General features: G+C 69.0%; 10 protein-coding genes and 1 pseudogene. All 11 read right to left on the bottom strand.

Going from position 1 to position 12,764, the window contains the following annotated elements; all coding sequences use genetic code 11:
* Positions 1-3 precede the first annotated feature (3 nt).
* Entirely contained in the window at positions 4-1,176 is a 1,173-nt protein-coding gene (locus tag B1A74_RS01845; RefSeq protein ID WP_026288938.1) for a PQQ-dependent sugar dehydrogenase, read from the bottom strand.
* A gap of 191 nt (positions 1,177-1,367) precedes the next feature.
* Positions 1,368-2,327, bottom strand: a complete 960-nt coding sequence (locus B1A74_RS01840; RefSeq protein ID WP_077243604.1) for an LpxL/LpxP family acyltransferase — start codon at positions 2,325-2,327, stop codon at positions 1,368-1,370.
* The gene (locus B1A74_RS01835) at positions 2,324-2,668 is read right to left on the bottom strand and encodes a tetratricopeptide repeat protein (RefSeq protein ID WP_018869187.1); all 345 of its coding nucleotides are present in this window, start codon (positions 2,666-2,668) and stop codon (positions 2,324-2,326) included. Before B1A74_RS01835 ends, B1A74_RS01840 begins: the two co-directional genes overlap by 4 nt.
* Positions 2,669-2,702: 34 nt before the next feature.
* Positions 2,703-4,157, bottom strand: a complete 1,455-nt coding sequence (locus B1A74_RS01830) for a TrkH family potassium uptake protein (RefSeq protein ID WP_018946682.1) — start codon at positions 4,155-4,157, stop codon at positions 2,703-2,705.
* 10 nt (positions 4,158-4,167) lie between these two features.
* Complete coding sequence (gene trkA / locus B1A74_RS01825; protein WP_077243603.1) at positions 4,168-5,547, bottom strand: Trk system potassium transporter TrkA; 1,380 nt, start codon at positions 5,545-5,547, stop codon at positions 4,168-4,170.
* A 3-nt stretch (positions 5,548-5,550) separates the two neighbouring features.
* Positions 5,551-6,933, bottom strand: coding sequence for a sigma-54-dependent transcriptional regulator (locus B1A74_RS01820; protein WP_077243602.1), 1,383 nt, complete (start codon positions 6,931-6,933; stop codon positions 5,551-5,553).
* Entirely contained in the window at positions 6,930-9,158 is a 2,229-nt protein-coding gene (locus B1A74_RS01815; protein WP_018946679.1) for a sensor histidine kinase, read from the bottom strand. The genes B1A74_RS01820 and B1A74_RS01815 overlap by 4 nt, the downstream gene beginning before the upstream one ends.
* Entirely contained in the window at positions 9,143-9,688 is a 546-nt protein-coding gene (locus B1A74_RS01810; RefSeq protein ID WP_018946678.1) for a DUF4390 domain-containing protein, read from the bottom strand. The genes B1A74_RS01815 and B1A74_RS01810 overlap by 16 nt, the downstream gene beginning before the upstream one ends.
* Positions 9,688-11,013, bottom strand: a complete 1,326-nt coding sequence (gene rsmB / locus B1A74_RS01805) for a 16S rRNA (cytosine(967)-C(5))-methyltransferase RsmB (protein ID WP_077243601.1) — start codon at positions 11,011-11,013, stop codon at positions 9,688-9,690. The genes B1A74_RS01810 and rsmB overlap by 1 nt, the downstream gene beginning before the upstream one ends.
* Positions 11,013-12,037: pseudogene (gene fmt / locus B1A74_RS01800) on the bottom strand (methionyl-tRNA formyltransferase). The gene rsmB and the pseudogene fmt overlap by 1 nt, the downstream one beginning before the upstream one ends.
* Positions 12,037-12,570, bottom strand: a complete 534-nt coding sequence (def, locus tag B1A74_RS01795; protein ID WP_077243600.1) for a peptide deformylase — start codon at positions 12,568-12,570, stop codon at positions 12,037-12,039. Before def ends, fmt begins: the two are co-directional and overlap by 1 nt.
* Positions 12,571-12,764: the final 194 nt, after the last annotated feature.

Genomic DNA, 12,764 nt, shown 5'->3' with positions numbered 1-12,764 from the left:
TGCTCAGTCAGCCGGGGTCAGCCTCAGCAGCTCGCCCGGATTGTGGTCGGTCAGCACCCAGATGGCCCCGTCGTGCACCCGCACGTCGCGCACTCGGCGGTCCAGATCCGGCAGGACCTCGACCTCGTCGACCAGTTCCCGGTCCTCGAAGGTCAGGCGCCGCAGGGTCCGGTGGGCGAGGCCACCGGCCAGCAAGTCGCCGTCCCGGTCGGCGAAGGCCGGATCGCGGATGATCGCCATGCCCGAAGGCGCGATCGACGGCGTCCAGTGATGCAGCGGGGACACCATCCCCTCCTTCTCGGTGATCCCCTCGCCGATCTGACCGCCGCCGTATTCCTCGCCGTAGGTGATGACCGGCCAGCCGTAGTTGTTGCCGGGCTCGATGATATTGACCTCGTCACCCCCTTGCGGCCCGTGCTGGTTCTCCCACAGGGTGTCGGTCTCGGGGTCCATCACCATGCCCTGCGAGTTGCGCACGCCATACGCCCAGATTTCGTCACGCCGGTCGGCGTCATCCACGAACGGGTTGTCCGCGGGGACCGAGCCGTCGTCGTGCAGGCGGATGATGGTACCGATGTGGTTGGACGGATCCTGCGCCTGGTGGCGGTCCCCGCGGTCGCCGACGCTGATGAACACGTGAGTGTCGTCGTCGAACACGATGCGGCTGCCGAAATGGCGCCCGCCCCGCACGCCCGGCTCGGCGGTGAACAGGGTCTCGACGTCGCTCAGGGCCCCGTCCTCGAGACGCCCGCGCGCCAGACGCGTGGTCAGCCCGCCGTCCACGCTGGCCGCATAGGTGAAGTACAGCCAGCGGTTGTCGGCGAATTCCGGATGCAGGGCCAGATCCAGCAACCCGCCCTGGTTGCGCGCCCGCAGGTCATCCGGCAGCCCCGGCACCAGTTCACCCCGGCCGGAAAAATCCGGGCCGTGGTCGCCGGCCGGGAAATGCCGCAGCGCGCCCGGGCGCTCGCTGATCAGCGCCGAGCCATCGGGCAGAAAGGCAATGGCCCATGGGTGATTGAGCCCCTCGTGCAGAATCTCCACCGACAGCCCGTCGGCCGACGCCTCCACCGCCTCGGGCGACGGCGCCGAGGCTCCGGAACATCCCGCGACGAGAAAACTCCCGGCGGCCAGCGCGGCCAGACTGCGACGCACAACGTGAACCGGTTTCATCATGATGCTCCTCCCGTCAATCCTTCTTCTTTGGTCCGGAACCGTGCCTTCCGGGTTCCGGCGTGTGCCCGTACCCCGTTCACGGCTCCGCGCGCGTATTCGTACCAGGTGCCCCACATCCCGAGGTGGGTGCGCAGCAGCCACGGCGTATCGTCAGGCTCGGGTCGATAATTGGTGTCGCCCTCGGGCATGGATCAGTAGAGCGGGGGCTCGCCCTCGGGGCGGGTGCGGAACAGGCGCAGGGTCCACAGATACTGCGCCGGGGCCTGTTCCACGCCCCGTTCGATAGCGGCATTCATGGCCCGTGCGTCGGCCGCGTCGTCGCCCGAGGGGAAGCCCTCCATTGGAGGCCACAGGCGCATCACGTATTCGTCACGGGCGAGGTCGTACCAGGCGAAACTCGGCAGCACCACCGCCCGCGACATGCGCGTCAGCCGTCCCAGAGCGGTCAGCGTGGCCTTGGGTACGCCGAAGAAATCCACGAACACCGCACCGTCGGCGCCCAGGTCCTCGTCCGGCAGGTAATAGAAGAACCGCCCGCGGCGCAGCTGGCGGATCGCCGGACGCAGCCCCTGCTCGCGGGCGAAGATGTCCCCGGAGTAGCGGGTGCGGCTGCGGTGGTTGATCCACTCCAGCACGGGGTTCTTCATCGGCTTGGCGAAGGAGACCCCGTCGTACATCTGGCTCATGCGCACCCCGCCGTAATCCAGCCCCAGCGAGTGCGGGGCGAGGATGATCACCGGCGTCCCGTCGGAGCGTGCGCGCTCGTAGTGCTCCAGCCCGTCCACCCGGATGCGCGAGGCATGCTCGCCGGGCTTGCCGAACCACAGCAGGCCATAGTCCAGCACGGTCTGCGCCTGGTAGCGGTAGAAGGCGGCGAGCCGCGCCTCGCGTTCGGCCGCATCCAGCTGCGGGAAGCACAGCTCGAGGTTGCGTTCGGCGATCCGGCGGCTGCGCCCCGAGCGGCGGTACAGCAGGCGGCCGATGCCCCGGGCCAGCGCCTGCACCGCCGAACGCGGGATCTGCTGCAGCACCCAGGCCAGCGCAACGCCAACCCAGGTGAGCCAGTAGCGGGGGGCGAAATGCCGCGCGGTCAGCGGCGCCCGGTAGGCACCGACGTCCGCATCCTCCCCCGGGGCATCGTCACGGCTCATGTGTCCGCATCACCTCCGGCCTCCAGCAGGCGGCGGGCGCGCTTCGCGGAGACCTCCATTTCCTTGACCGCCTGCAGGTCGCCCTTCTCCTCGGCGATGGCCATGCCCCGCTCGCAGACCTCCAGCGCACGCTGCGGGCGCTCCAGCGCCACCAGGGTCTTTGCCAGCAGTTTCCACGCCGCGGAGTAGCCCTCGTCCAGCTCCAGCGCGCGCTCCAGGTGCTCAACCGCCGCCTCCTGCTGGCCATCGGTCACCAGGGCGTTGCCCAGCGAGAAGCGCAGCATCGCGGAGTCCTCGCCTCCGTCCAGCATGTTCTGGAAACGTTCGACCATCTGCGACATGGACGACCTCCTGTCTCGTGAATACCCGCCCAGACTAGCGCTGCCAGAACGCCGGGGACAGAAGCACCAGCACGGTGAAGATTTCCAGCCGCCCCATCAGCATGGCGAGGATCAGCACCCATTTGCTGAAGTCGTTGATGGACTGGAAGTTCGGCCCCACCTCGCCCAGGCCGGGGCCGAGGTTGTTGAGGGTGGCCGCCACCGCCGAGAACGCCGTGACCTGATCCAGGCCCGAGGCCATCACCGCCAGCATCATCACCACGAACACCATCACATAGGCCGCGAGAAAACCCCACACCGCCTGCACCACGCGGTCCGGGGCCTCCTTGCCGTTGACCTTCACGGCGATGCGCGCATGCGGATGGATCAGGCGCTTCACCTCTCGCATGCCCTGCTTCATCAGCAGCAGCACGCGCACCACCTTGATGCCGCCACCGGTGGATCCGGTGCAGCCACCGACGAACGACAGGAAGATCAGCAGCACCGGCAGAAACCCCGGCCAGAGGTAGAAGTCGTCGGTGGCGTAACCGGTGGTGGTGCCGATGGACACCACGTGGAACGCGGCCCGGCGGAAGGCGTCCGCGCCGTCCGCGGCAAAGCCGGTCACCAGCATGTAGGCCACCACCACGGCCACCGCCGAGGCCATCAGGATCAGGTAGGTGCGCAGCTCCTCGTCACGCCGATAGGGCGCGACCGACGCACGATGCAGGGCGAGGAAATGCACCGCGAAGTTCATCCCGGCGATCAGCATGAAGACGATCGCCACGCCCTCGATGGCGGCGGAATCGAAGTGGCCAAGGCTGGCGTCGTAGGTGGAGAACCCGCCGATCGCCACGGTGGTGAAGGAATGCGCGATCGCGTCGAAGACCTCCATCCCGGCGACCCAGTAGGCCACCGCACAGGCCACCGTCAGGCCGAGGTAGATGTACCACAGGTTGCGCGCGGTCTCGGCGATGCGCGGGGTCAGCTTGTTGTCGCGGATCGGCCCCGGGGTCTCGGCCTTGAACAGCTGCATGCCGCCCACGCCCAGCAGCGGCAGGATGGCCACCGCCAGCACGATGATGCCCATGCCGCCCATCCATTGAAGCTGCTGGCGATACCACAGCAACGCCTTCGGCATGTCGTCCAGCCCGGTCAGCACGGTGGCGCCAGTGGTGGTCAGCCCCGACATCGACTCGAAGGCCGCATCGGTGAAACTGACGTTCAGATGCGGGTCGAGCACCATCGGCGTCGCCCCGGCCAGGCCCAGACCCAGCCAGAACATCACCACCAGGATGAACCCGTCGCGCGGCTGCAGTTCGCGATGCGCGCGATACAGCGGCCCCCAGAGCATCCCGCCGACCAGCAGCAGCACCATGAACGCCTGCATGAACACGTACGCGGTGGACTCGTCGTAGATGTACCCGACGAGTGCGGGCGGCAGCATGCTCAGGCTGAACAGCGTGAGCAGGATCCCCAGCAGGCGCGCGGTGGAGGCGAGATGGAGCACGGCGGACGGCTCAGAAGAACAGCGGGCTGGGCTGGAACAGGCGCTGGACCTGCTTCACCTTGCCACGGTCGGTGAGGAACAGGATGACGTGATCCCCCGAATGGATCACCGTGTCGTGGTGCGGAATGATGACCTCGTCGTCGCGCACCACGGCACCGACACTGGCCCCCTCCGGCAGGTTGATCTCGTCGATCCGGCGGTCCACCACCTGCGAGGTGCGCGAATCGCCGCTGACTACGGTTTCAATCGCCTCGGCCGCGCCGCGGCGCAGGGTATGCACGGTGGCGGTCCCGCCCTCGCGTACCCGGGCCAGCAGGGCGCTCACCGTGGCCTGCTGCGGCGACAGCGCGACATCGATGGTCCCGCTCTGCAGCAGATCCACGTAACTCGGGCGGTTGATCAGCGACATCACCTTGCGCACGCCGGAGCGCTTGGCCAGCATCCCGGCGAAGATGTTGGCCTGATCGTCGTTGGTCACCGCGCAGAAGACGTCGCTGTGCTCGACGTTGATCGCCTCGAGGAAGCGGTCGTCGGCGCTGTCGCCCTGCAGCACCAGCACGTTGCCGGGCAGTTCCCGGGCGAGCTGATCCGCCCGCTCCGCATCGCGCTCGATCACCTTGACCCGATAGCGCTTGCTCAGCGCTTCGGCCAGCCGCCGGCCGATGTTGCCGCCGCCGGCGATCATGATCCGCTTGTAGGGCTTCTCCAGCTTGCGCAGCTCGGAGGTGACGGCACGGATGTTCTTCTTCGCCGCGACGAAGAACACCTCGTCGTCGGCTTCCACCACCGTGTTGCCGTCCGGCTGGATGGAACGGTCCTGACGGAAGATCGCTGCGACCCGGGTATGGACCCCCGGCATGTCGTAGCGCAGGTTCTTCAGCTCGTGGCCCACCAGCGGCCCGCCGTAGTAGGCGCGCACCCCCACCAGCGAGACCCGCCCCTCGGCGAACTCCAGCACCTGCAGCGAGCCGGGGTGCTCGATCAGGCGCTGGATATGACTGGTGACGATCGCCTCCGGCGAGATCAGCATGTCCACCGGCATCGCGTCCTGGGCGAACAGCTCCGGGGTCTCGTGATAATCGCGGGCCCGCACCCGGGCGATCTTGGTCTCGATGTTGAACAGCGTGGAGCCGACCTGACAGGCCAGCATGTTGACCTCGTCGGAGTCGGTCACCGCCACCAGCATGGAGGCATCCCGCGCCCCGGCCGCATCCAGCACCGACGGATGGGCGCCGAATCCGTGGACCGTCTTGATATCGAACTGGTCTTCCAGCTCGGCCAGGCGCTCGGCGCGGGTGTCGACGACGGTGATGTCGATCCCGTCGGCACTCAGGGCCTCGGCCAGGGAATGACCGACCTGACCGGCCCCCAGGATGATGATCTGTTTCATGCGTCAGCCGTCGGATTTCACGCGGCGCGGATCGATGCCCAGCGCCTTGAACTTGCGGTAGAGATGCGTACGCTCCAGCCCGACCCGCTCGGCCAGACGCGTCATGTTGCCCTCGGAGCGTTCCAGCTGCTGCATCAGGTATTCCCGTTCGAACTGTTCGCGCGCCTCGCGCAGGGGCAGGTCGGGGATGGTCACCACCCCCTCGGCGCTCTCCTCTTCCGCCCGCCGCGGCTGCCCCGACAGGGTGCGGTCCACCTCATCACGGGTGATCTCGTCGCCGGAGCCCAGGATCATCAGGCGCTGGACCAGGTTGCGCAGTTCGCGCACGTTCCCCGGCCACGGGTACTGCTGCAGGCACTCCAGGGCCGGGCGCTGGAACGTGCGCTGCGGCAGGCCCTCCTGCTGATGCAGCTGGCGCATATGGTAGTCCAGCAGTTCGGGGATGTCCACGGCGTGCTCGCGCAGCGGCGGCACGTTCAGCGGCAGGACGTTGAGGCGGTAATAGAGATCCTCGCGGAACAGCCCCTGCTCCACCGCCTCGCCCAGATCGTGCTGGGTGGCCGCCACCACGCGCACGTTCACGCTGATCGGCTGGTCCCCGCCGATGCGCGTGATGCGACCGGTGTCCAGGGCATGCAGCAGGCGTGCCTGGGTCTGCAGGTCCATCTCCGCAACCTCGTCGAGGTACAGCACCCCGCCGGAGGCCTGCTCCAGCAGGCCATAGCGCACCCGCTCGCCCTGCTCGCTGCCGAACAGCTCGGCGACGGCCTCGTCGCCCGACATCGAGCCCACCGATACCACGATGAACGGGCTTTCGCGCCGCGCGCTGCGCGCATGCAGCATGCGCGCGAAGGTCTGCTTGCCGGCTCCGGGCTCGCCGGTGATCAGCACCCAGGTATCGTGCTGTGCCATGCGCTGCACCTGGTCGCGCAGGTTCACCATCACCGCGCTGCTGCCCACCGGGTCCGCCACCGGGGCCACCTGGCGCCGCAGGCCGGTGTTTTCCCGCTGCAGGCGCGCGGCCTCCAGCGCGTTGTTCAGGGTGATCAGCAGCTTGTCGATGGTCAGCGGCTTTTCGATGAAGTCGTAGGCGCCCAGGCGGGTCGCATCCACCGCGCTTTCGACATTGCCGTGGCCGGAGATCATCACCACCGGGCACATCGCTCCCTCGTCCTCCTGCCATTCCTTGAGCAGGGAGACCCCGTCGCCGTCGGGCATCCATACGTCCAGCAGGATGGCGTCCGGCCGCCGACTGCGCCGCTGTGCCTTGGCCTCGGCCACCGAGCCCGCGAGCGCCACCTGGTAGCCCTCGTCCTCCAGCACGTCGCGCAGCAGCATGCGGATGTCGGGCTCGTCGTCGACCACGAGAATGTAGGCGTCGCTCATTGCGGCTGTTCCTCCTCGGCAGCGGACGCCCCGGACGGGCCGCCCTCGTCCACCGGGATGCGGATCACGAAGACCGCGCCGCCCGCCCCGGAATCATCATTATGGCACTCGATGATACCCCCGTGCTCCTCGACGATCTTCTGCGCCACCGCCAGTCCAAGCCCGGTTCCACGCGGCTTGTGCGTCGTGTAGGGCTCGAAGATGCGCTCCAGCAGCTCCGGCCGGATCCCGGGACCGTTATCCCGGACACGCAGTTCGATCCAGTTTCCGGAGGCGCTTTCGACATGGTCGGTGGAGACGTACACCTCCAGGTCGTCGCCGCGCTCCTGCTCCTCGGCCGCCTCCATGGCGTTACGAACCAGGTTGTGCAGCAACTGACGCAGGCGACCGCCGTCGGCACGGATCAGCGGCATTCCCTCGCCCAGATCCAGATGCACCCGCGAGCTGCCGTCCGCGCCCAGATACAGCTCGGAGACGTCGCGCACCAGCTGGTTCACGTCGGTGTGGCCGAGTTCCAGTTTGGGCGCCTGGGCGTAGTCGCGGAAGGCGTTGACCAGGGTCTTCATCGCCTCCACCTGCTGGATGATGGTGCCAGTGGCGCGTTCCAGTACCTCGTGGTCGGCCCCCTCCAGCACCCGGCCCAGCCGGCGCGAGAGACGTTCGGCGGACAGCTGGATGGGCGTCAACGGGTTCTTGATCTCGTGGGCCAGGCGCCGCGCCACCTCGCCCCAGGCCGCATCGCGCTGGGCCTTCAGGAACTCCGTCATGTCATCGAACACGATCGCGTGCAGCCCGCGCCCGGATCCCGGGGTCGGCAGCCAGACCGCGCGCGTCATCAGCACCTTGCGCCCGCTGCGGGTGAACACCACCACCTGGCGCGACCATTCCGCCTCGTGCCCGGCCAGCGGATCGCGGATGGCCTCGAAGAACTGGTGCACCAGCGGGCACTCGCGGCCAACCTCGGCGATATCGCGGGTGCGCGCGCCCGGCAGGTCGCATTCGAGGATCTGGCCGGCGGCGTCGTTGGCGGTGCGCAGGCGCAGGCTGCCGTCCAACGCCAGCACGCCCGAACGCAGGTGCTTGAGCACGCTCTCGAGATAGGCCCGCTCGGCATCCAGCAGCCGGCGGTTGCGCTCGGCCTCGTTGCGCGCCTCACTGAGGGTGCGGGTCATCGCGTTGAACGACTGCACCAGGAAACCCAGTTCGTCCGCCCGCCGCACCTCCAGCCGGGTGTTGTAGTCCCCGGCGGCGACCATGCGCGTGCCCTGCACCAGATCGGACACCGGCTGCACCAGCCGCCGCGCGACCACCAGCCCGGCCCACAGCGCGGCCATCAGCGAAATCGCCAGCGCCAGCGACATGGTGAAGATGAAGCCCTGGGTGATCGGCCCGCGCAGATAGGCGAACTCGCGGTAATCGGCGAACGCGTCCTGCACCCGCAGGGACAGGGCGCTCATGCGCGGATCCACGGGGTACACGGCCTGCAGGATGCGGTTGTCGGTGCCGGGTCGGCGCGAGGCCGTGGTCGCCACCACACGGATCACCAGCTGGTCATCGGGGCGCGGCTCCAGACGCGAGTAGGGCTGGCCCGGCCGCACGCGCATCAGGATGTCGGAGCTTGGCGGTGACGGCAGCTGGCGGATGGGGCTGTCGGTGCTCGACGCGATGATGCGGTTGTTGGCGCCCACCAGGGTCAGCTCCTGGGCCCCCAGACTGCGCCGGTAATCGTTGAGGGTCAGCCCCATCAGGCCCTCGGAGACACCTTCCAGGTCTTCCATGATCTCCTGGGTCTCCTCGGCCAGCTGCCGCACGCGCAGGTCCAGCGAGGAGCGCGACAGCTCCAGCGCGTCTTCCAGCGCCGAATCCACGCGCACGTCGAACCACGAGTCCACGCCTTCGCTGAGGAATTCGTAGGAGAAGTAGTACACCACCGAGACCGGCAGCACCGCGACCAGCATGAACCCGCCGACCAGGCGCAGGGTCAGGCGGCTGCCCGGCACCCCGTGGCGGTACTGCCAGAACATGCGCACCACCTGATAGATGATCAGGCCGGCCAGCACGATCAGCACCCCGGCGTGGAACACCAGCAGCCAGATGAACAGCTGTTCGAAACGCGCCTGGTGCTGGGCCGCGTCCCCCATCACCAGCAGCGAGGCCAGCAGGAGGACGAACAGCAGGATCATCCCCAGCAGCCCCCAGGGCAGGCTCTTCAGTCGAGCGACCATCCGTACCACTCCTGACGGGCCGTGAGTTCGCCGCGCAGGCCGGCGTCCAGCTGCAACGGCAGCGGCAGTGCGGTGTAGTCCAGCGACAGCCGGGCGTTCAGGCGGTAGTCATCCGGGGCCTCGCGCAGCGCCTCGGGGACGTCCTCCAGCCGGATCCGCCCCAGACGGCGGGCGCTCTGCTCCAGAGCATCCCCCAGGGTGGGGCGCAGCTCCATGCGCTCGCCATCCCGCGAGGTCACCAGATAATGCCGGTTGAGGGGGTAGTAGCGCAGCTGCACGCGGTTCTCCGCGCGTACCAGCGGTCTCCCCGGCAGCATGCGGTCGGGCTCCGCCTGCGCCTCCAGCCGAAACCCCAGGATCACGCCGTTCTCCAGCGCGTCCACCAGGACTTCGGGCAGGTTCATGTGCAGATCCAGGCGCGCCAGCAGCGTGGTGTCATCCAGCCACAGGTGGCTGGCGTCGCGGATCTCGAGTGCCGGGGCCACCCCCGGCACCAGCAGCAGCACCAGCAGCCACGGGATCCGCGGCATCAGTCGCCGACCTTCTCCAGCAGGGCATAGTAGAAGCCGTCGCCTCCGGCCAGCCCCGGCGGGATGGAAACCCCGGAGGAACGGGACAACGCCCCGGGAATCGGGCCTTCCGCGCCCGTCTCCACGGCACACGCGTCACCGGTCGCCTCGACGAACGGGGTCACGACTTCCTGGTTTTCCGCGTCCAGCAGGGAACAGGTCGCATACAGCAGCCGCCCGCCCGGACGCAGCAGGTCCCAGGCCGCGCGCAGCAGACGGACCTGTTCGGCGGCCAGACGCGGGATGTCGTCCGCGCGGCGCAGGGTCTTGATGTCCGGATGCCGGCGGATCACGCCGGTGGCGGAACAGGGCACATCCAGCAGGATCGCATCGAACGGCCGTCCGTCCCACCAGGCGTCGGTGTCACCCAGATCCGCCACGGTCAGCGTGGCGTCCAGCTGCAGCCGGTCCAGGTTCTCGCGCACCTGTTCCAGGCGCGTGGCGTCGTTGTCCAGGGCCACCAGATCCAGCTCGCCGCCGGCACGCTCCAGCAGATGCCCGGTCTTGCCGCCCGGAGCGGCGCAGGCATCCAGCACCCGCTCGCCCGGGCGCGGCGCCAGCAGATGCGCGGCCCACTGCGCGGAAACATCCTGAACCGACAGCCGGCCGTCACTGAATCCCGGCAACGCGGTTACGTCGGTGGCCGCCTCGAGCGTCAGAGCACCCTCGGGCACGTCGTGCAGCCGCGCCCCGAAGCCCGCCTCGCGCAGCGCCGCCAGCGCATCGGCCGGGCTCCAGCGACGGGTATTGACCCGCAGGGTCAGCGGGGCCTCGCGCAGCAACTCGCCCAGCACGGCCTCCGCGCGCTCGGGCCACGCGGCCTCGATCGCCTCGATCAGCCACGCCGGGCAGGCATGCCGCAACACCGGGTCCTCGGCGATGCGGGCCTCCAGCGCGTCGGTCTCGCGCAACGCGCGACGCAGGATCGCGTTGATCAGCCCCACGGCTCCGGGTCGGTGGATGCGGCGCGCGGTCTCGGCGGTCTCGCGCACCGCCGCGTGATCGCGGGTGGAGAAATGCAGGATCTCCGCCAGCCCCTGGGCCAGCAGCACGCCGATCACGCCGTCCTTGCGCCGCAGTGGCCGGTCCAGGCTTTCACGCACCAGCACCTCCAGCTGCGGATACCAGCGCAGGGTGGTGTACACCAGGGCGCGGGTCCAGGCCGCCTCGCGCACCGGGAGATCCGCCACCGCGGGTTCCAGCACGCTGTTGAGCGAAGCCCCGTGCAGCACCACCTGTTCGGTGGCTTCGACGGCGCACTGGCGGGGGGCAGGCTGGCGGGCCATCAGGTATCACCTCCGAGTCGCTGACCGGTCAGATCACCGGTATTGGCCCAGTCGGCGGCACTCACCGGTCGCCGGCCGGGCAGCTGCACGCGCTCCAGCCGCAGCAGGCCGTCGCCGGTCATGACGTCCACGCCCTCGCCGCCCGCGGCGACGATGGTGCCCGGCGCGGCATCGGCGGGCGTCACGGTCGTCGCTTGCGCCGCCTCAACGGGCCGGGCGGCATGGATGCGCAGGACCGCCTCGCCGTCCGGCATGCGGGTCCAGGCGACCGGCCAGGGGTCGAAGGCGCGCACGCGGCGGTCCAGCTCGCGGGTCGGCTGATCCCAGTCCAGTCGCGCCTCGTCCTTCTCGAGCTTGTCGGCATAGGTCGCCCGGGCGTCGTCCTGCGGCTCGGGCACCGACTCGCCACGCGCGATCGCCGGCAGGCGCTCCACCAGCAGTTCCGCCCCCATCCGCGCGAGGGCGTCGTGGACCTCGCCGGTGGTCACACGCGGCCCCAGCGGCAGGCGCCAGCAGGCGTGCACCGGGCCGGTATCCAGCCCCGGGGCCATCTGCATCAGGCACACGCCGGTCTCGTCGTCGCCGGCGAGGATCGCGCGATGGATGGGTGCCGCCCCGCGCCAGCGCGGCAACAGCGAGGCGTGGATGTTCACCCCGCCCAGAGGCGGGATCTCCAGCACCGCGCGCGGCAGGATCAGCCCGTAGGCCGCGACCACCAGCAGGTCCGGCTGCCATTCGGCCATCCACGCCCGCGCCTGCGGATCCCGCAGCGATTCCGGCTGCTCCACCGGGATCCCGGCGGCCATCGCGGCCTGCTTCACCGGCCCCGGACGCAGCTTGCGGCCGCGGCCGGCGGGACGGTCCGGCTGGGTATAGACCGCGACCGGCGGATGACCCGCCGCGATCAGGGCCTCCAGCGCGGGAACCGCGAAGTCGGNNGCATCGTGTACGCGGGAACCGCGAAGTCGGGGGTTCCCGCGTACACGATGCGCGGCGCCGGGGCGTCCCTGTCGGCAGCCGCCATCAGACCGCGGGCACCGCGGCCTTGCCGGACCCGCCGGCGCGCGCGCCCTGCTTCTCCAGCTTCTTGCGGATACGGCCACGCTTGAGACTGGACAGGTAGTCCACGAACAGCTTGCCGTCGAGATGATCGATCTCGTGCTGGATGCACACCGCCAGCAGCCCTTCGGCCTCGGCCTCGAACGGCTGGCCGTCGCGGCTCAGCGCGCGGAAGCGGATCCAGTCCGCGCGCCGCACCTTCTCGTAATAACCGGGCACCGACAGGCAGCCCTCGTCCATCTCTTCCTCGCCCCGGGTCTCGAGGATCTCCGGATTGATCAGGGCCCGGGGCTGGCTCTGGTCCTCGGAGACGTCGGCCACCAGGACACGCTTGTGGACGTTCACCTGCACCGCCGCCAGGCCGATGCCCGGTGCCGCATACATGGTCTCGAACATGTCGTCCACCAGTGTGCGGATGGAGTCATCCACCTCGGCGACCGGTTCGGCCTTCTGCCGCAACCGGGGATCGGGAAAGTGGAGAATTTCTCGCTTCGCCATGAAAAACCTCAATCTTTGTGCTGTACAGTCCCGTCAATTCTGCTAACGTTGGACCGCATCATCCGCCGAAGCGTCACCGAATTCGGACCGGGCCACAGGATGGCCCCGGGGAGTGCGGACCTGACAGGGGAAATCATGATGTTGAAAACCAGAGCGACCACGACCTCTTTCGTGCTGCCGGGCGTACTGTTCAG

It is taken from the genome of Thioalkalivibrio halophilus (assembly GCF_001995255.1).
Taxonomy (GTDB): Bacteria; Pseudomonadota; Gammaproteobacteria; order Ectothiorhodospirales; family Ectothiorhodospiraceae; genus Thioalkalivibrio; species Thioalkalivibrio halophilus.
This window is presented reverse-complemented; position numbering and strand designations above follow the sequence as displayed.